This is a genomic window from Paenibacillus sp. FSL M7-0802 (assembly GCF_038004945.1).
Classification (GTDB): domain Bacteria; phylum Bacillota; class Bacilli; order Paenibacillales; family Paenibacillaceae; genus Paenibacillus; species Paenibacillus polymyxa_B.
In genome coordinates, this window is record NZ_JBBOSD010000001.1 from 2,367,501 (window position 1) to 2,386,945 (window position 19,445).

Below are 19,445 nucleotides of genomic sequence, written 5' to 3' on the forward strand. Positions count from 1 at the left end.
TTCAAGCACCCGCAGCGCTACCCGTGGTTCATGGGCCAGACGGCTTACCCAACCGTTCCCAGGGTTGAGAATGGGATTATTCCTTGCTTCTTCGGTTAACGGATAGTTCTGACGGTAATAGTCACGCACACGATTACGGAACTCACGGTATGTTGCTGTGCATCCAAATTGTTCGATCCATCGATGCTCATCTGGGGGAACCGCCTGTGAAGTTAACTGCCCCCCTAACCAGTCCGTCTCCTCTGTCACGATGACTCTCATGCCAGCCTTCGCCGCCGCGAGAGCTGCCGATGTCCCCCCCAGACCTCCGCCAATCACAACAATGTCGGTATCAAGCCGTTTTTGCGTCATGGTTCGTTCCCCTTTCATTCTTGTACTAGGACCCGGTCATTTCGAATGCAAGCCGTGCAGCGCCGATGATTCCAGCGCGATTGCCCAACAATGCCCGACTTACTTCCGTTTGAACTCCAAGTTGGTGCAGATGCTTTTCCAGCATGGGCCACCAGACCTCTCCCGCGTCCGCTACTCCTCCGCCTACAATGATCGCCTCAGGATCAAGAGGCACCGAGATATTAGATAGAAGCACAGCTAAATCTGCGGTGTAATCATCCAGCACTTGGATTGCTTCCTGGTTACCGTAAGCAGCCTCTTTCACAATCTCGTTCCCTGAGCGGTACAATTTACCGACGTGTTCCCTACCTCGACGTAACAGGGCGCTCCCCGATACATATTGCTCGGCGCACCCTTTTTTTCCACAATTGCAGGGGTGTCCCCCCGGGAATAGAATACTGTGCCCCCAATCACCGCCACTCCAATGAGTCCCTCTGCACAAGTGGCCATTTTCCATATATGCACCTCCGACACCTGTTCCCAACGTGAGCATCACCAAGCGTCGCTTGCCTTTCCCCGCTCCCTGCCACGCTTCTCCAAGTAAAGCGGCGTTCGCATCATTATCAGCAACCGCTCGTAAAGCCAGTTTTTCTCTAGCCCACGTTACCAAGGATGTACCTTGCCAGCCAGGTAGGTTATCTGTGGCATACACAACTTCGCCGCTCTCCACATTTACTCGGCCAGCAGTAGCAATGCCTAGAGCGCCTACATCTATATGGGCACCGATGCTGGTATCTCCAAAAGAACGCAACAGTCCGAGCACAGATTCTGACACCCGCGACAACACCCATTCACGTCCACGGGAAGCGTCCGTATCCAGCCGGATTTCATCAAGCACCGATCCGTCCCGTGCCACTATGGCGGCCTTCACCGATGTGCCCCCAATGTCGATTCCAATGACTCTGTTCACAGCAGCTGCCACCACACCAACCTCCTTGTTGCCCCACATAAAAGCTTACTAGCTCTTTTTACAAACCTTCTATTTAGTAGCAATACATGAAATAGCCATTCATATGCACCACAAACACAAGTCATTGAACTGTCAGAGCGCACAGTTTTCAATTCACAACTGAAAAATCTCAATAGCTTCGTTCAATAACGGCCCTCGCTGTTTTTTCCTTCATCCGTTTGGTGTGACTCGTGTGCTTGCGAGCAAGCCCTTCGCAGATGAGGTCAATCACGAATAGTTGTGAGATTTTAGCGCCGATTGAGCCACCTTCTATCGGCGCTTCCTTGCCCGCGGTCAGCAACACGATATCTGCAATGGAGGTAATGGGTGATTTGGCATAATTCGTAATTGCGATAACAGTTGCACCGTTTTGCTTGGCTTTATGCAGCATATCGTTCGTATCCAGCGTACTTCCTGATACACTAATGCCGATAGCCACATCACCCGGGTTCATGGACACCGCCATCATCGACTGAATATGTCCGTCTGCCACAGCCTCGGCGCGGCGCCCAATCCGTAAGAAACGATTTTTAGCATCCTGCGCGGAAATTCCCGAAGCGCCTACGCCGAAAAATTGAACATAGCCCGCTTGATCGAGACACGCAATCGCACGACCAAGCTCTGAATGGTCCAGCAGTCCCATACTGGAGTGCAAAATATCGAGCATGTTGTGATACACCGTACGCGTAATATCTTGTTCGTTATCTGGGTCGATGTTCTCCTCGCCCATATCGGTTTTACGATAAGTCTGGTTTTGTGCCAGGGACAGTCGGAAATCCTGATAACCTTTGAACCCAATTTTCCGACAAAAGCGCATCACCGTCGTTTCGCCTGTACCTGCAAAATCCGCCAGCTCCGTCACGGAGAAATATATGATATCTGCGGGATGCTCCAGTACGCATAAGGCGACTTTCTGCTCCGATTTCGTTAATGAAGGATAATACGTGTTAATTCGGTCGTTCATCTCCATAGATGCATTTCACTGCCTTCCTTGCGGCATCGGCAAACCGCTGCGTAATCAATTGGGGTCTGGTAATCGCCGAGCCTACAACCACTGCATGTGCTCCCATTCGGAATGCTTCCTCAACCTGCGCTGGATCATAGATTTTGCCCTCTGCAATTAAAGGAACAGGAACCAGTTCCGACGCTCTCCGAACCAGCTCCAGATCAGGACCCTCAATCTGAGTAGAGTACGGCGTATACCCGGATAACGTGGTGGATACGCAGTCTGCGCCAAGGGAGGCCGCATGAAGCGCCTCCTCCAGTGTCGATATGTCTGCCATGGAAGTGACTCCCTGCTCATGGGCATAATCTAGGAGCCTCTTCAGCTTACATCCCGCTGGGCGCGGTCGTAATGTGGCATCCAGCGCAATGATATCCGCCCCTGCCTCCACCAGTTCCTCCATTTCACGAAGGGTGGGCGTAATGTAAATATCAGAATCATCATAATCCCGCTTAATCAAGCCAATCACTGGTAGAGAAATCGCCTGTTTAATCGCACATACATCCGATGCGCCATTGGCGCGAATCGCTACAGCTCCACCCTGCTGTGCGGCACGCGCCATTTTGACCATAGAATCTGCTCCATGTAACGGTTCTCCTGGTAGCGCCTGACAGGATACGATCAGTCCGTGCTGAACTTTGGATAATACACCTTCCATTCCCATAGGAATCACCCTCTCTTCTCGGCATGATGCCGTACGGTTAATCCGACTTCAAAGGTGCGGTTCCACGGCATGTAGCAATCTGTAATTTCCACGCGGCCTTCCGGCCCGTTCACATATTCATTGAGTGCCTGCTCCAGCCGTCCGCGAATAACCGCAGCTACCGAGCCTCTCGGTCCATCGAGCATAAACTTGGTAAAACCCATCTGCTCCACAATCCCGTTATTCATAGCCGTACGTACCACAGCGCAATAACAGGCATCCTCCGCGTAGCGCAGCGACAGAAAATCCAAATGTTCCTCCGTAGAGCCATAGTGGGTATACAGCATGGACTGAGCAATGACGGTGCCCAGCGTGTTAGAACTGGTATTCCAGCCTGCATAACCTGCCAGCTTAAAAAGCAGTCCTTTTTGCTTTAATAGTCTAAGTAGCTTGAGATCTGCGCCGTTGGCGTAGCCCACATCAGCAACTGCAACATTTTGACCTGCATATTGCAGCATATAAGAACCGTACTCAACCAGCTCTACTACATTCCGATGTACATCATATCCGGTCATTGCACGCTGCTGGGATGAAGCCTCTGCCATCGTGTCACCGGGTGTGTTAGCCAACAAAATCAAATCAGCCTCCGTTGCAGAGGAAGCTATCAGCCCACCTGCCGCCATAATCTGATATTTTAAGGTTTCGTAAAAATATCGATCTTCAAAAAGCGGAACTACGAATGCCCCCTGCAAAGCAGACAATCGGGGATACACCAGTGGGACTACATTATTCATCTTGTTAACCCAACGAGCCAGCAACGTACAACCCACTTCATCTGCCCCCGGGTACATGTATACATTCAAATCCAGCCCAAGCTCAGAAATACGACTTCTTAGCCGCTGCTGATCCTTGGCGGTATAGCCGTAGGGAGCCGAATCATCCTGTGGGATGATCATAAAATCAATGATACCTTCTGCTACGAGATCCAGTGCAACTTCATTAGCCTCCAAATTCACATGGCGACGCCCCAAGTAATCATCCAGTATTTCCATTGGCAAACGCTCGTTTATATCAGCTAATTCGAGCAACTCTTCAGCGGTAGCGATCCCCAGCTCCTGACGATGCTCAATGAAGCCCTTTCGGAATATCTCACGCCCCCAATCGGCATAGTAATCCGGTTCTTCATCAGCCAAAGAGTATTGCGGACAACGCATAATTAGTTGAAATGCATACAGAGTCAGTTGCGGATATAGTTGCTTTAGCCTGCGAAGCCGATTCACTCTATCTCTGACCTGCTCGCTCGACATACCGTGTAGTCGAGAAGGTACGATTCCTCCGTACAGCAACGTATCCATCGCAACAATGGCTCCATCAGCAGTAGCCGCGCGTTCTTCGAGCCATGCCCATAGTCGGGTCGTATCGCCAGGGGTTTTCTTTTGTCCCATCCATTCTAATGGGGGTCGCTCCATTTCCAAGTCTGTACCCCGTGCCAGTAAATAAGGAAATTGATAATTACAGGGCCGCTCATCCAGCGGTATAAAAAGTAATCGGGTGCTTGACTTCACCGTACGTTCCACCTCTCCTGAAAATTACCGTTATCCTAACGGCAAATGATTATTTTCAGGGCAGCTATGCTGCCTTGGTTTCATAATCCATCGCAAACACTCACAAGATCAGTCGATATTTGCCTTGTTCGTCCTGATCGACATAACCCCACTGCGCGGCAGCACGGATCGCCGGATTGCTACCCAGCCGAGCCTCCGCTTCTAAGCAAGCAGTGATACCGCATCGCAGTTCTCCTGCGATTTCGTCCGTCAGAGGCGACGGATCTTGCCCGTCAACTACTTCGCTCGGCATGCTGCTTCCCCTTGAATGTGCATCGTCCTGTCGCTCGCCACTGAGCGCAGCTTGGCGCAGCACATGCCACAGGCCTGCGTCCAGCTCGGCACGTTCCAGCCACGGTGCGGCCTGGGACACGAACCCTGCCGCTAGATCATCGGCAGGCACGTTCCGTAGGACGCTCACGGTCTGAAGCAGCCGCTCAAAGTACATATCCAGCGCAGGGATATCGCGCATTTGCAAAGCAAGATCCACGTCCTCATACGCGCTGCCGCCCAGTCGGCTGTTTCTGTTTTGACGACAGAAAAACATCAGTTCATCCGCACGCTCTCCCGCTAACTCCCGCGCAGCCCATTGCCAAGATAGCTCAGGCATATACCGTTCACTGTTCCACATATAGTGGGACATCGTAATGAGCGTTACTTTGGAGCATTCCCACTGATTCATCGGGTTGGCCACCATACCGGTATGTCCACAGTCTGGTAGCCCGGAATACCGTCCGCGCAGCGGATCAAGGAATAACCGATCATGGTCACAATCATTCACCGGGATGTTATCCCACAGCCACAGCTCATGTCCGAAGAACGCATGATTATCAGCGGCGTGCTCGCGACTAATCTGTGGGGCAAAAACAAAGTACCCCGTCCAGAACACCTTAATCTCCGGATGCAGCCGCTCACGGAAGTCCTTTTTGTATTCGGTATCCCAATACGACCAATATTCCGAAGGACAGACTGTCAGTGTAAACTCAGGCAGCCGTTCAGCCAGCCATGTGTGAACCTTGTTCGTCAAAAAGACATGAGCGTGACCCGAGCGGCCCAGCAAATGTCGATTTTCCCCTTTGAGTACATAATCAATATCATCCATTAATACAGAAAAATGACGTACGCCAATCGCAATCACGTCCGCTAGCTTTTCCGTCAATTTAAGGAAATCTTCATCGCTGCCAAAGCTTAGGTCGTTCCCTGGACTGATACAGTAATGAAAATCAATCTCATGCCGTTCGCAGGCTTCCTTTAATTCGCGGATCTGGTCAAACGTATCCTCAGGGTACGACTCTCTCCATAGCTCACGATGATATGGATCATCCTTGGGGGCATACATGAACGTGTTCATCCGATGCGCAGCCATAAAACGGACAGCATCCATCCGATCCGCGAAACTCCACGGTTTCCCATAGAAGCCCTCAATAATTCCTCTGACCGGGAATGAAGGCTCATCCCGAATAGACATCACCGGCAGAGTACATCGCTCCTGTTCCACTTGAAGCAGGAGATGCAGGGCATCCATGCCGTATTTGAGCCCTCTTTTATTGGAAGCATGGATTTCAATCCGCCCGTCCTTCTGAATGTCCAACCGATATCCGTCTGCAGCAAGCGTTCCGTCATATTCGAGCACCAACTGCACGCTTCCCCGTGTTTCAGTCGGTACACCCGGTCCTGGAGGCACAATAAGCTTGATCGGTCCCTCGGGGTCCAGCACACCTTCATACTCCTGATTCATTGCAAAGCGAGAGGACAGTTCACAGATCAGACGCGGTTCGGAGATAACCAGCCTTTCCCCGCTGTCATACACATCACGAAAATAATATTGTATCTCCTGCGGTGATAACCCTACACCCGAATGAGGCCCCATTCCTTTGGACAATTTCATCGCAATCATCTCCTTCCATTCACAGGCTCTTCGTAGCCATGACTACTGGCTTATCCTTTTACCGCTCCCGCCAAACCTTCCATATAGTAGCGCTGTGTAAACAGGAACAATATAATGATCGGCAGTACCGAAATCATTGTGCCTGCAGCAATCCAACCGAAGTTATAGGCAAATTGACCGTTGAGATACGTGAGCGCAGCTGCCAGCGGATATAGCTCCGTATCGTTTAAAATAACGATAGGCCACAGAAAGCTGTTCCAGAACGACATCGCCTCCAACAGAGAAATTACAGCGAGCGCCGGCTTGACCAGCGGAAGCACCAGCTGCCACCAAATTCGAAACTCCGAAGCGCCGTCCATTTTACCGGAATCACGCACATCGGTGGGAATATGAATAAACGTCTGTCGCATTAGAAAAATGTTGAACACGGAGACTGCCCCGGGCAACACCACACCCAAATATGTATTGCCCAGATGGAGCCCTTGAATGGTCAGATAATGCACAATAAATGCGGTGTAGGAAGGAATAATCATCGTGGCAATCAGCAGCGTAAACACCAGATTTTTACCCTTAAAACGAAATACAGCCAAGGGATATCCCGTCAGACTGGCGAGTACCACATTGAGCACAACGCCCAACACCGTAATGATGACCGTATTCAGCATATACTTTGGAAAATTCATGAACTGCCACACCTGAACATAGTTGTCGAAATCGATAAAGGTCGGAAAAATAGCGGGCGGCGTTGAAAAAATGTTACGACCTGGCATGAGGGATACGCTGAGCAGCCATAGGAACGGTCCCATTAAAAAGAGGGCGAGTAGCACTAGAAGCACGTAGATGACCGTCATTCTCAGCATTCGAGCAAGACTGCGCATGATGCGGCTGCTTTCCTTTTTAGGAAGAGATGAGCGTAGCATTTTGTCATCCTTTAGATTCATCAATAGGGATTGACACCGCCTTTCCTATTGAATCGGAATACGATAATACTAAGTACGGCAATCATTGCACCGACAATTAAGCCAAGCGCAGAAGCATATCCAAAATTGAACTGCTCCATGCCCTTTTGAAAAATATACAAGCTGGATGTCAACGTGGCCGTTCCCGGTCCACCCTTGGTTAGTACATATACTTCATCAAATACACGAATAGCTGACATGAGTGATATAAGGGTACAGAACAAAACGTAAGGTCTTAACAGTGGAAGAGTAATATGAACAATCAGACGCCATCGGCTTGCTCCGTCGACTCTAGCGGCTTCGTACAGATCTTGAGGAATATTTTGTAATCCAGCCAGATAGAGCATCATATAATACCCGAGTCCCTTCCACATTGTGATGAACATCAGTACATACAAGGCCAAGTTGCTGTCCGATAACCAGTGTATGTCTTTGCTAATCAAGCCGACCTGCATGAGCAAGTAGTTCACTACGCTGTTATTGCCCAATAGCCAGCTCCAAATTAAGGCTACAGCTACCATCGAAGTCACAACAGGGATGTAGTAGGACGTACGAAATATTTTAATTCCCGGGATACGGCTGTTCACAAGCACAGCCATCAGGATAGAGAAAATTTGGAGAAAGGGGACAATGAGCACGTACAACAATGAGTTCCAAATTGAAATAAGAAAGTTACGGTCCTTAAACGCCGCTTCAAAATTATCCAAGCCGACAAAATGGGTATCTGATATGACAGAGTAGTCTGTCAATGCCAGCGGGATGCTGTAAATAATAGGCCAAAATACAAAGACGGCAAGCAATAACAGTCCTGGCGTCATAAAGGCCCAGGCCGTAAAGGACTCCGACCTTAACCATTTGATCATGCTGCATCACCACCTGATTTTGATAAATGAACAGGGGAGTATTCATTTACTCCCCTGTCAAACCTATTGCTTTAAAATATCGTTCACTTCCTGCTCCAGGGCAGTAAGCGTCTGCTTCGTATCCGTACCGTTCAATACAATATTTTGCAAAGCTCGCGCGATGGCACTGTTCACATCTTTGGCATTAGGCACACCGACCATATAATCTGTCGCCTTATCCAAGCTTTGCGCGGATACTACCTTGGCTTGTGCTTCTAATGATTTGTCAGACTGAGTAAAATATGGATCTTTAATGGAGTCTTTCGTGGAAGGTAGTGTATTCGCCGCTTTAGAAAAAGCTGTTTGACTCTCTGCGTTTGTCAAGAAAACAGCAAATTTCACTGCTTCGTCCACATGTGCAGACTTAGCAGGTACGACCAGGTCCATGGAGTTGGAGAGCCGCACATCAGCTTTACCGGTTGGGACAGGAACAGCAATTGTGTTCTTATAAACATCCGGCGCTGCCGTTTTGATAAAATTGATGAACGTTGGGCCTGCCAGCTCGAAAGCAACCTGCTCGCCGGCATAATATTTCACTTGTTGTGAGAAGTCAGCGTCTTCCTTGAGTACAACGCCATCTTCCATCTGTTTTTTTAGATTATCAATCATAGTGACTGCTTCTGGTGTATTGAACGCCGCTGCTGTCTTTTCTTTATTTAGAATAGGAATGCCGTCCACAGCGAAAAGCTTGGATACAAGTTGCTGAGCATAGCCTGCTTTGCCAATTTTTCTATTGATTTGACGGCCCCAATCAGACAATTCTTCCCGGGTTTTGGGCGGATGAGCAGGGTCCAATCCGGCGGCTTTGACCAGCTTTGTATTCATGTAAAGCACTTCTGTACCGGTATACCAGGGTAGCGCATAAGCTTTACCGTTAATGACTGTGGAATTATAAATACCCTCGAAATAAGCAGCCTTTTCCTCGGGCGACAAATGCTCATTCATATCAACAACAGCACCCTTGGAGCCCATTTGGCTAGCAAATTCTGTATTGAGATTGACTACATCCGGACTGCTGTTGCTAGCGATACTTGTCAACAGCTTGTTGGTCACTGCATCATAAGGGTAATCCTTCCAGTCAATTTTGACATTGGGGTTCTTCTGCTCATAATCGGCAATCACCCGATTGAAATACGGGGTAAATGTAGGTTGTAGTGCAATGGTCCAAAATTGCAGTGTTACTTTCCCTCCGTCAACCTTTTCCGACTTTGATCCTCCACCACCGCAGCTGCTCAGCAGTACAACCAGCGCCAGCATAGATACAAGCAACCGTAACCTGCCTTTCGCTTTCTTTGTCACATGGTGACCCCCTTGTTCTTAGTTGATTAAGGCAAATTATAGCAGAAATACCGCTAAAGAAGGAACGTTTTTTCAATAAAATAAATTTAGAAGGAATAATTTTTCTTTTATTGGATACAAAAAAGACGCCTCTTCAGCAGAGACGCCATTTTCCTAAATCAACCCGCAAAGGGTTCACATCTATTAATAGTATGGGGCCATGAACACGTACACCAGTACCCCGGTCAAGCTCACATATAGCCAAATTGGCATCGTCCAGCGCGCAATCTTACGATGTTTTGCTACCTGCATCGTCCATCCCCATACAACCGTGAACAGTGCCAGCGGTACAATAATCGCAGCCAGTATGCTATGCGAAATCAACAGCGTAAAGTAGATCGGCCGAAGGATACCCACCCCACCATATTTTGCAGTTTCCGGCGAAATGTAGTGAAAGGTCAGATAGGAAAATAAAAATAAAACGGTACTGGCGAAGGCCAGCAAAACAAAGGTTTTATGAAGCTTAATGTTCTTTTTGAAAATAGCAACCAGTGCAGCCACCAGAAAAATAAATGTGAAGCTGTTAAAAATCGCATTCAGCCTTGGGAAAATAGTGAGATCAAAACTCACACTACCCTGGTATCCGATCGGCGAAAAGAACAGCAGCAAAATAATCACGTTGGCTATAATGGAAACGGTGATAATCAAGGCTGTAAAATTACGATTGCTCGTTGGAACGTACTGCTTGTCCTCACTCGCTTTATTCATCATGAGCGTCTCCTTCGTTAAATTCAGGTTTTCGTTACTGTTGTAGTCATAACCATAATATATTATATAGAACTCATGGACAGCCTGTGAAGTGACAACAGTATGAACAATTTCACAGCCATCTGTCAGAAAATATGCTTCAACATTTGAAAATAGCCCTTTACTTCCCTATATCAACGGTAGAATGCATTGATTTTACAAGCTTTATGCACACAAAAAAACACCGGGAAGGTCTGATTACCCGCTCCGGTGTTGTGTCGGTTATGCAATTAAACAGCCTTGATGATCCATATTCATTGCTGCCATACGTCACTGTATTCCTGATGGCGCTTGAACAGAGCAAGCGCGTACGAGCAAGCAGGAATAACCTTTTTATGCTGATTCCTTGCCATATCAACCACTCGGTCGATGAGCTCCTTGCCGATTTTTTGACCCCGTAACTGCTCGGATACAAATGTATGGTCAATGACCAATGAGTGGTCATCTATGGATTTATAGCCTACTTCTGCAACTACCTGTCCATCATCCACCATGACTACTGCATGGTCCTCCTCGCGAATTTGTCTCATGAAACCAATCTCCTTTCTGACTGAAGAAAATCCCGTTACAACTCCATGCTAACGTATTACTGCAATCACTTCATGCCGACGCTAGATATCCTTATCATTCCCCTATTTAGGAATCAGCGAAACATTACATACGAGGATTTTGCAAAAATCCCATAAGCGACTTCCAATGAACAAGATATAGATCGAAATGGTTTAGTTCGTCTATATCTTGCACTTCGGAGCGACTGGAATCGAATTTTTCAAAATCCTGATACATAAAATAGGATCTATCGTCGACACTATATTTATTCCAATTAAGGCAAGGGAGGTGCTGCGTTGCGTACGGAATTAAAACCTGTCATCCCGTTTGAACCGGAACTGAGCGAAAAAGTACCTGTAGATCCGGGCCTTTGGCGTTACGAAATAAAATGGGACGGTACGAGAATTATGACGTATCACGACCAGGGCGGTACGCGTCTGTTCAACCGCAAGCAGCATGAGCGAACGCTTTTATACCCGGAGCTTGCTCTCTTCCCCTCCTACTGTAAGGCTGATTCGGTCATATTGGACGGGGAAATGATCGCACTCGGTGCCGACGGTAAGCCATCGTTCCATGAAATTATGCGACGGGATCTGATTCGTCGGACGGATCGAGTTCAGTCAGCCTATGAAGCTGTACCCGCTACTTACATGTTGTTTGATATTGTTTATCTGAACGGGGAGTGGGTTCATCTTAAACCGTTACAGGAAAGGCTTGAACTGCTGCATCAGATCATCATACCGAATGAACGGATTCAACTGGCTCCCGCTCATCCTGATGGACAAGCTCTATTTCAGGTCATGTGCAGCCAAGGAATGGAAGGCATTGTGTGTAAAAAGCTGGATAGTCCGTACACATTGGGCGGAAAGGACGGACGATGGCTCAAGGTCAAAAATTATGGCGATATCATTGCCGTTATCGGTGGCTATACCCTAAACGGAGGCATTATCAATGCTGTGTTGCTGGGCCAATATGATAAACAAGGAATGCTGCGCTATATCGGGCATGTGGGGACGGGTAAGCTGACTCGGGAAGATTGGCGTCAGCTTACCGAGCGCCTGCTACCACATACCATATCGGAGCGACCTTTTAGCAATAAACCGGATCGGCATCAGGACGCATTTTGGGTGAAACCCATGTATACCGCCAAGGTTCAATATAGTGAATGGCGGTGGCAAGAAGGACGTACCCTGCGTCAGCCCTCCATACAAGCCTTTGTGAATCAGGGCCCCGATCAGTGTATCGGCCCCTGGATGTGACGTTTTACAGATATATTTTCAAAAAAATGCGGAACAAAGTTTGTATAAATCATTGCAACCAGTGGTTAATTAAATTACAGTTAACTAATTAACTACATCGAGGTGGATCGCATGTTCTTTTTTTTGGACTCCGAAATTCGTCAACTGGCCTATAATCTCTTTCCAGGTGGCAATAAACCGATTGGTGTTTTGGTAGATTTATTTTCCATAACGTATGAAATACGTAAAAACATGGAAAAACGTTCGCGTGAATTTGGTCTGTCCTACGGGCAATATATCGCCCTTTGTGTACTTTCAGCGCAAAGAGATGAAATGTCATCTCCTTCTGCTTTGGCTGAAAAGATGGGGGTAAGCCGGGCAGCAATCAGTTCTATGGTTATTTCTCTCGAACAAGAGGGATTCATTAATAAATATGACGATCCCAATGACAAGCGGGGAGTGTTCGTGTCCCTGAACGATAAAGGAAGAAGTAAAATTCAACAGATGGACCCCTTTTTCGTAGGGCTGGCTTCACGTCTGATGTCAGACTTTAGTGAGTCGGAAATCTGTCAGTTCCAAACCTATTTGTCACGCGTACGTTCTGCGTTTGAAGATGTCAAAGGTTCGCGTCTAACCGACTCCAGAGAGGAGAGAGAAAAATGGTGCGAAGACTGAGACAAAAACTGTTCGTCAAACTTGCCCGCATATCGGCTGGCAGAATGGTAGCTGCGTCCGATTTCAAACCTTCGCATTCTCCCAAAGTACATCGGAAAGAAAGGATCATTCCCACCTCTGTTGGTGACTCCAGGGTGATTGTATATGAACCTTCTCACCGGTCTGCTGATCCACTCCCTGTATTTGTAAATTTCCATGGCAGCGGCTTTGTAATGGGCAGCGCCGAAATGGATGATCCCTGGTGTCCGGTCATTACTGAACGTGCGAATTGCGTTGTCGTTAATGTCGATTATCGCTTGGCCCCGGAGTATAAATTCCCTATCCCGCTACAGGAAAGCTATGATGTAACCCAATGGTTGTACGAGCATCCTGATGTGCTCAACGTAGATCCTCAACGCATTGCGGTCGGGGGACACAGTGCAGGTGGTAATCTAGCGGCAGCGCTGTGTCTTATGGCCCGGGATCGCAAGGAATTTCCGATTATATATCAGGTACTGGATTACCCACCATTAGATATTGCTACAGATCCCAAATTGAAGCCCCAATTCGAGAAAGCCATTCCGCCACGAGTAGCAAAGATCTTTAATGAAAGCTACCTGCACTCACCAGAGGAGGCGCGGAATCCGTTAGTTTCCCCCATTTTTGCAGAATCACTACATAATCTCCCTCCTGCTCTGATCATAACCGCGGAGTTGGACTCCTTGGCTGACGAAGCCGAGTTGTACGCCAAACGGCTGATTGAAGCAGATGTGTCCGTGACGTATAAAAAATACATGGGTGCCGCACATGCATTTACCCATAGCGGCGATCTCGCTGTAGCTGAAAACGCCTGGCACCTGATGAGCGATCAGTTGAAATTGGCATTTGAATTCCGCATCGGAGACGTCCTGGCAGAACTGAAGAAATAAAAATAAGCCTCCTGCTTCCACTGCCATTATGCAGGGGTTCAGGAGGCTTATTATTTATCCTTACAAACTGTTAAAAGCGTCAGTCAATACAGGCACAATTTGCGATTTTCGCGATACAACGCCTTTTAGAACAGCCTTGTTGTCATCCAACTGTACATTATAGGCTTTCTCAACCGCTTGTGCTTGGCTTCCCAGGGCAATACCAATGGAATCACTGTTCACAATGTCTGTTACAACGAACAGGAACAGATCGAGATTTTTGGCCTCAATGGTTTGGGATAATGCAACTTCTAGGTCAGCTTGACGCGATAGCACATCGTTGACGTCTACCGCGTTCACTTGAGCAATTTCCACTTTGCGACCATTCATCTGAAATTCTTTGGCATCCAGACTCACTAACTGTTCAATGGTGTGACCACTCAAATCAGCCCCCGCTTTAAGCAAGTCAAATCCGTAACGATCTGCATCCACACCAGCAATTTCAGCCAGTTCACGAGCAGCAGCCACGTCTTGATCCGTGCAGGTTGGGGATTTGAACAACAGGGAATCGGAAATAATCGCGGACAACATTAGACCTGCGATTTCTTTCGGAATCGCTACACCATTTTCCTTGTAGAGCTTGTTCAAAATGGTGGCTGTGCAACCCACTGGCTCAGCGCGGAAGTATAACGGCTGGCTTGTTTCAAAGTTAGCGATCCGGTGATGGTCGATGACTTCAGTTACACGTACTTTGTCAATATCAGCGGCGCTTTGCTGGCGCTCATTATGATCGACCAGAATGACGTTGTCCGTTTCAGCAGCAACCTGCTCAACTAGACGTGGCGCGCTCACTTTGAAATAATCCAGTGCATACTGCGTTTCCCCGTTCACCTCGCCCAGACGAACCGGCTCTACGTCCGCACCCAGTTTGGTTTTTAAGTCTGCATAAGCAATAGCTGAGCAAATGGTATCCGTATCCGGATTTTTATGCCCAAAAATCAATGTTTTTGCCAACATAATCGACTCCTTTGCCTTAGGCATTTTACATGATTGTGAAACCTCAACAATTCCAATGCAGATTATATCATTAAATCTCGCATTCTCCCATTCCCCTTCGATTGTTTTCAAAAATAATCTAGTAAATTCATAACATTTCCATGGAATCTATATGTGATGTTACCCTTATTTTTTCTAAAAATATAAAAAACATATAGTAATATATCCCACCAATATGGTAAGATATGCCTCAAAACTGGCAAGTTAGTCACCAGTGGTCAATTCTATTATTTTAGATATTAAGGGAGGCGTGAGAACAACGGCAGTGGCTTCAAATCCTAGTATGTAGACATATCATATTTTGATTGAAAAGAGGGAAATCTTTGAAAAAGCCGATCATTTTGCAAAAAATACCTGTCGTATCACTCGCTCTTGCCTTGACGGTAAGCTTGTCTCTGCCGTCTGTCAGTTCTGCTGCTACCGCAGATCTGCAAATCAACTCATTTTTGGAAGCTCAGCAAGCATTGACTATTGAGGCGGCTCCGGCCTTCATTTCGCCAGAGCTAAGCACAGATTCTTCCCGCCAAGTCAGAGTTATCGTACAGCTTGATGGTGAGCCCCTAGCCGTGGACAAATATGCGGCACGTTCAGGCTTCCAAGCTTTCACAGCTCAATCTGAGCAAAAAGCGGAATCCGCGATTGCCACCGAGCAAACTACGTTCGTAGACCAAGCCGCTGAGCATGGTATTTCTCTTCAGGTGAATTACCAGTACAACACAGTGCTTAACGGCTTGGAGATCACACTACCAGCCAATAAGATTCCAGAACTGGCTAAACTGCCAGGTGTAAAATCCATTCATGAAAACAAAACGTATTATTCCATCCCAGTACAGGACCCGCCAACACTTACAGCCAGTGAAGCCACTTATGATAACGCACCGCTGGACCAGATTGGTGTTCCTGAAGCCTGGGCCAAAGGACTGAATGGCGAGGGAATCAAGGTCGGGGTTATTGATACCGGTATCGATTATGAGCATCCGGATTTGAAAGAAGCCTATAAAGGCGGATATGACTCTTTTGAACAAGACAACGACCCTTACGAGGAACCGTTCCTTGAAAAAGAAAATGACCCTTACGGCACAGGTTTTAGCGGAACGACACATGGTACTCACGTCTCCGGCACAATTGCCGGTAAAGCCGCAAATAAATCCTCGGATATTGTGCAAAAGGGTATTGCCTATAAATCGGACTTATACGTGTATAAAGTGCTTGGACGCAATACCAAGACGGGACGCTCCTCCGGTTCCTCCGCACAGGTCATTGATGGTATTGAACGCGCTGTCAAAGATGGTATGAACGTCATTAACCTGTCGCTGGGCTCGGATTCCGAAAAGGATCCGAACTCCCCCGACTCCATTGCTATTAATAATGCTGTACTTTCCGGCGTAGTCGCGGTCATAGCGAATGGTAATGCGGCACAGGAAGGCCCCTATTTTTATTCCATGGGTTCTCCCGCAACATCACAGTTGGCGATTTCCGTCGGTGCAGCCACTTCGCCGAGCAAAAGCTTCTCGGGTACAGCTTCGGTCACCCGTGACTCCTATTGGGAGGCTAACGGTGAATTGAAAAAGACCGTAACTGATGATGCTTATGCACATTATGATTTTAATTTGATGGGCTGGGAGACAGGCAGAGAAGACTTTGCCTCCATTTTGGGAACTGCCCCTTATGAGCTCGTATATGCGAATCTGGGGCAACCTGATGATTTTGAAGGGAAAGACGTAGCAGGAAAAATCGTCCTCGTTTCACGCGGCAACTTGGCATTCGTGGATAAAATCGCAAATGCGAAAAAAAACGGTGCGAAGGCTGTTATCGTTTTTAATGGGAATACGAAAGCGGGCGACATCACCAAAGCTGATTTAGGGGAAAGTATTTCAGGTCGTAATGACTACGTAAATTCCAATTTGGGTGACAGCTTTGACTTTATTCCGACCTTTGACATGAAAGGTAAGGAAGGGCGCGCGCTGGCTAAACAACTTGTGGACAATGCTGGAGAGAAGTTCTCCGTCTCCTTTGGGGCAGATTATATTCGTACAGATAATGCAGGCGATACGATGGCCGGATTCAGCTCTCGTGGACCGAACGGAGATGAACTGCTCAGCATCAAGCCGGATGTGAGCGCACCGGGTGTGGGCATTTTATCAACCTACCCTGCCTTCGCCAAGTTCTATCCGGATGCATCTTATGAGCAAGCCTACAAACGCAGCAACGGTACAAGTATGGCGTCTCCGCATGTGGCTGGACTTGCTGTGCTGCTGAAACAACAGCATCCAAACTGGACACCGTTTGATATCCGCGCTGCTCTGGCAAACACTTCGGTTACACTCTTTGATGAGGATAAAATCCAATATGATGTGTATTCCCAAGGTGCAGGCCTTGTAAACATCGCTAATGCGATTCAGACGCCAGCCCTGCTGGAAACCGTCGAAAAGATTACGATTCTCGACAAAAACTTTAATCGGCAGGAGGTTGTGAATTACAATCCTTCCGCCAGCTTCGGGGTGTTACGACCTGGTAGTGATGCGAAGCAGATTCAGCTTCAACTCAAAAACTTGTCGGCTAACACTGTGCAATATGAAGCCAGCACCGTTTTACATGATAATGTAACTTCTGATCCAACTAAGCCGATTGCTACACCTGACGTGAGCAACATTGCCGTTCAGTTGCAAGGTGTGGGCGCGAATGGAGCAATCTCGGCAGAACCGGGTAAATCGCAACCGTTCTTCCTGTCTGTACAACCAAATTCAGGTGCAACCACAGGTATATATGAAGGGGAAGTTATTCTGAAAAGCGCCGGACTGCCAACACTTCATCTGCCGTTCGTCGTTCATGTAGGCAAAGAAAATCCAACAACTGGCTTCGGCTTGCAGGACTTGAGTGTCACCAACCCGATTATTTATCCGAGTCGTACAGGTGCTCAACGCTCAACAGATTTGGCATTCCGCCTGACCACAGATAAAACCAACCAGATCGCGCTTTATGTATACGGCGTTGATGATAAATTAATTGGTCTTATTGACGGCATTACGACTTCAAAAGAACAAGGAGCCAACGCTCGCCTCAAACAAGGCGCATATTCCTTCAAGGATATTGACGGAAGTTACGTCGAATTAGATGACAATGGAAAACCTGTTCTGGATGCTAATGGTCAGCCCGTGATTCAGCATTTGAAGGATGGCGTATACAAGCTGGAAGTCAGTTCTCCAGAACTGAATAAAGACGGCGAAGTCGTACGCAATACCGACGGTCCTAAACTCTTCACCGCCACTAAAGCTATCCGTGTGGATAATAGCGCCGCATCCAGCGGTAGTGTTGGAGGCGGCGGTGGTGGAGGTGGCAGAAGTAATACTACACCTTCTGCTGCAACGAACACATCCACTCCTGTCTCTACATCTGCACCTTCACTTCAAAGCGTTGTGAAACAAGGGCAGGCTGTTAAAACTGTCACTACAGCCGTTGCATTGAACAATAATGTACAGTCGCTGACAGTAACCGATGCAGATTTACAGGGTGCCGTGATAGCAGCAGGTTCCAGCCCGACAGCTATTGTACTGTCGGCTACTAGCCAAGCAGGCCAAACGACAAAAGCATCGCTCACTTCCACACAACTGGTAACGTTGGGCAAGGCTGCAGCAGGAAGCAGCTTGATTGTAAGCAATACAGGTTCTTCTTTGGCTTTGCCAGTATCCGCTCTAAAAAATGTTCCTGCTGGTGCAGGCATTGAAGTGATAATCAGCAGCCAGACAGAGGCGAGTGGCACTTTTACAAGTAAGCTGAAAGGCTCCAATGTGATCGGCATCCCGGTAGGGTTTGAAGCTAATGTTGTCACTGGTGGCAAGAGTCAATCGCTCAAAGTTGCTCCAGGACAGTTCATAAGCAGATCCTTTACCGTACCTGGTCAAATTGATTCCAATACAGCCGGTGTACTTTATACGGCAAACGGAAATGTCTATCCCGTTCCATCCGTCTTCACCAAGCAGGCTGATGGATCTACCGTCGTCAAGGTAAGCCGACCGGGCTTCTCGACGTATGCAGCGGCGACACGTCCCGTTAGCTTTGAAGATATTTCATCGTCGTATGCCCAATCCGAAATTCAATCGCTGGCGAACAAGTTGCTGATCAATGGCACGACCGACACGACTTTCTCACCGAAGAAGAAAGTGACACGTGCAGAATTTGCAGCCCTGGTAACTCGGGCACTCGGCCTGATACCGGGTACTGCTGCACCATTCAGTGATATCCCGGCAGGTAGTTGGTACTCCGGCGATGTAGCAGCCGCTTATGAAGCTGGTTTGATTACGGGTCGCAGCAGCGACAAGTTTGATCCGAACGCTAATATCAGTCGTCAAGAAATTGCTGTCGTGCTGGGTAAAGCTGTAGATCTGCTTCAAATCAAAGCAGCAGTCGATGGCCCTGCACGTACACCGTACCATGATGCTTCATCCTTTGCAGGCTATGCCAAGGACAGTATTGAAAAAGTAAGTGCAGCAGGTATCATCAACGGAGAAGCGATTAAAGGCTCCTCCTACTTCCAGCCGAATGCACCTACAACCCGTGAGGCATCTGCCAAGGTGCTGCATGTGCTTTTACAGAAAGCTTCGCTGATTAACTAACAAT

The 19,445-nt window shown here is 47.8% G+C and carries 16 protein-coding genes (1 of these 16 only partly in view); 4 read left to right on the forward strand and 12 right to left on the reverse strand.

Going from position 1 to position 19,445, the window contains the following annotated elements; genetic code table 11:
• The 11 genes from MHB54_RS11130 to MHB54_RS11180 form a co-directional block, all read right to left on the reverse strand.
• A protein-coding gene (locus MHB54_RS11130) for an FAD-dependent oxidoreductase (protein WP_254349109.1) crosses the window boundary here: on the reverse strand, positions 1 to 351 show its 5' portion. Its footprint begins 1,260 nt before the window's first position; 351 of the gene's 1,611 nt are visible here — the first part of the coding sequence; its start codon is at positions 349 to 351; the stop codon falls past the left edge of the window.
• Between the two features lie 25 nt (positions 352 to 376).
• Positions 377 to 1,339, reverse strand: a complete 963-nt coding sequence (locus MHB54_RS11135; RefSeq protein WP_264454270.1) for an ROK family protein — start codon at positions 1,337 to 1,339, stop codon at positions 377 to 379.
• 130 nt (positions 1,340 to 1,469) lie between these two features.
• The gene (locus MHB54_RS11140; protein WP_023986653.1) at positions 1,470 to 2,309 is read right to left on the reverse strand and encodes a MurR/RpiR family transcriptional regulator; all 840 of its coding nucleotides are present in this window, start codon (positions 2,307 to 2,309) and stop codon (positions 1,470 to 1,472) included.
• On the reverse strand, positions 2,287 to 3,006 hold the full coding sequence (locus tag MHB54_RS11145; protein ID WP_264454271.1) for an N-acetylmannosamine-6-phosphate 2-epimerase: 720 nt from the start codon (positions 3,004 to 3,006) through the stop codon (positions 2,287 to 2,289). Before MHB54_RS11145 ends, MHB54_RS11140 begins: the two co-directional genes overlap by 23 nt.
• Before the next feature lie 5 nt (positions 3,007 to 3,011).
• Entirely contained in the window at positions 3,012 to 4,550 is a 1,539-nt protein-coding gene (locus tag MHB54_RS11150) for a DUF4127 family protein (protein WP_264454272.1), read from the reverse strand.
• 100 nt (positions 4,551 to 4,650) lie between these two features.
• On the reverse strand, positions 4,651 to 6,477 hold the full coding sequence (locus tag MHB54_RS11155) for a protein O-GlcNAcase (RefSeq protein ID WP_264454273.1): 1,827 nt from the start codon (positions 6,475 to 6,477) through the stop codon (positions 4,651 to 4,653).
• 50 nt (positions 6,478 to 6,527) lie between these two features.
• Positions 6,528 to 7,418 (reverse strand): carbohydrate ABC transporter permease, encoded by an 891-nt coding sequence (locus MHB54_RS11160; RefSeq protein ID WP_023986649.1) that lies wholly within the window; start codon positions 7,416 to 7,418, stop codon positions 6,528 to 6,530.
• The gene (locus MHB54_RS11165) at positions 7,418 to 8,299 is read right to left on the reverse strand and encodes a carbohydrate ABC transporter permease (protein WP_013308405.1); all 882 of its coding nucleotides are present in this window, start codon (positions 8,297 to 8,299) and stop codon (positions 7,418 to 7,420) included. The genes MHB54_RS11160 and MHB54_RS11165 overlap by 1 nt, the downstream gene beginning before the upstream one ends.
• Before the next feature lie 63 nt (positions 8,300 to 8,362).
• Positions 8,363 to 9,637: an ABC transporter substrate-binding protein gene (locus MHB54_RS11170; protein ID WP_023986647.1), complete on the reverse strand. Its 1,275-nt coding sequence runs from the start codon at positions 9,635 to 9,637 to the stop codon at positions 8,363 to 8,365.
• Between the two features lie 183 nt (positions 9,638 to 9,820).
• Positions 9,821 to 10,387, reverse strand: a complete 567-nt coding sequence (locus MHB54_RS11175; protein ID WP_013308403.1) for a DUF420 domain-containing protein — start codon at positions 10,385 to 10,387, stop codon at positions 9,821 to 9,823.
• 290 nt (positions 10,388 to 10,677) lie between these two features.
• Positions 10,678 to 10,953, reverse strand: a complete 276-nt coding sequence (locus tag MHB54_RS11180; protein ID WP_013308402.1) for a GNAT family N-acetyltransferase — start codon at positions 10,951 to 10,953, stop codon at positions 10,678 to 10,680.
• A 315-nt stretch (positions 10,954 to 11,268) separates the two neighbouring features.
• On the opposite strand from MHB54_RS11180, the gene MHB54_RS11185 reads away from it, so the two are divergent.
• The 3 genes from MHB54_RS11185 to MHB54_RS11195 all read left to right on the forward strand — a co-directional run bounded on the left by MHB54_RS11185 (position 11,269) and on the right by MHB54_RS11195 (position 13,793).
• Complete coding sequence (locus tag MHB54_RS11185; RefSeq protein ID WP_068938321.1) at positions 11,269 to 12,231, forward strand: ATP-dependent DNA ligase; 963 nt, start codon at positions 11,269 to 11,271, stop codon at positions 12,229 to 12,231.
• Positions 12,232 to 12,342: 111 nt separating this feature from the next.
• Positions 12,343 to 12,885: a MarR family winged helix-turn-helix transcriptional regulator gene (locus tag MHB54_RS11190; RefSeq protein ID WP_023986644.1), complete on the forward strand. Its 543-nt coding sequence runs from the start codon at positions 12,343 to 12,345 to the stop codon at positions 12,883 to 12,885.
• Positions 12,870 to 13,793 (forward strand): alpha/beta hydrolase, encoded by a 924-nt coding sequence (locus MHB54_RS11195; protein WP_023986643.1) that lies wholly within the window; start codon positions 12,870 to 12,872, stop codon positions 13,791 to 13,793. Before MHB54_RS11190 ends, MHB54_RS11195 begins: the two co-directional genes overlap by 16 nt.
• Before the next feature lie 60 nt (positions 13,794 to 13,853).
• Here MHB54_RS11195 and MHB54_RS11200 read toward each other — a convergent pair whose 3' ends face one another.
• Entirely contained in the window at positions 13,854 to 14,789 is a 936-nt protein-coding gene (locus MHB54_RS11200) for a manganese-dependent inorganic pyrophosphatase (RefSeq protein ID WP_269321404.1), read from the reverse strand.
• 362 nt (positions 14,790 to 15,151) lie between these two features.
• Between MHB54_RS11200 and MHB54_RS11205 the strand changes: the two genes are divergently transcribed.
• Positions 15,152 to 19,441, forward strand: a complete 4,290-nt coding sequence (locus MHB54_RS11205; protein ID WP_340981604.1) for a S8 family serine peptidase — start codon at positions 15,152 to 15,154, stop codon at positions 19,439 to 19,441.
• The last annotated feature ends 4 nt before the right edge of the window (positions 19,442 to 19,445 follow it).

Excerpts from the sequence above, each read along its gene's own strand:
- MHB54_RS11140 (WP_023986653.1), bottom strand. The coding sequence starts at position 2,309 with ATGGAGATGAACGACCGAATTAACACGTATTATCCTTCATTAACGAAA.
- MHB54_RS11195 (WP_023986643.1), top strand. The coding sequence starts at position 12,870 with ATGGTGCGAAGACTGAGACAAAAACTGTTCGTCAAACTTGCCCGCATA.
- MHB54_RS11160 (WP_023986649.1), bottom strand. The coding sequence starts at position 7,418 with ATGAATCTAAAGGATGACAAAATGCTACGCTCATCTCTTCCTAAAAAG.
- MHB54_RS11200 (WP_269321404.1), bottom strand. The coding sequence starts at position 14,789 with ATGTTGGCAAAAACATTGATTTTTGGGCATAAAAATCCGGATACGGAT.
- MHB54_RS11165 (WP_013308405.1), bottom strand. The coding sequence starts at position 8,299 with ATGATCAAATGGTTAAGGTCGGAGTCCTTTACGGCCTGGGCCTTTATG.
- MHB54_RS11175 (WP_013308403.1), bottom strand. The coding sequence starts at position 10,387 with ATGATGAATAAAGCGAGTGAGGACAAGCAGTACGTTCCAACGAGCAAT.
- MHB54_RS11135 (WP_264454270.1), bottom strand. The coding sequence starts at position 1,339 with ATGTGGGGCAACAAGGAGGTTGGTGTGGTGGCAGCTGCTGTGAACAGA.
- MHB54_RS11180 (WP_013308402.1), bottom strand. The coding sequence starts at position 10,953 with ATGAGACAAATTCGCGAGGAGGACCATGCAGTAGTCATGGTGGATGAT.
- MHB54_RS11190 (WP_023986644.1), top strand. The coding sequence starts at position 12,343 with ATGTTCTTTTTTTTGGACTCCGAAATTCGTCAACTGGCCTATAATCTC.
- MHB54_RS11155 (WP_264454273.1), bottom strand. The coding sequence starts at position 6,477 with ATGAAATTGTCCAAAGGAATGGGGCCTCATTCGGGTGTAGGGTTATCA.
- MHB54_RS11145 (WP_264454271.1), bottom strand. The coding sequence starts at position 3,006 with ATGGGAATGGAAGGTGTATTATCCAAAGTTCAGCACGGACTGATCGTA.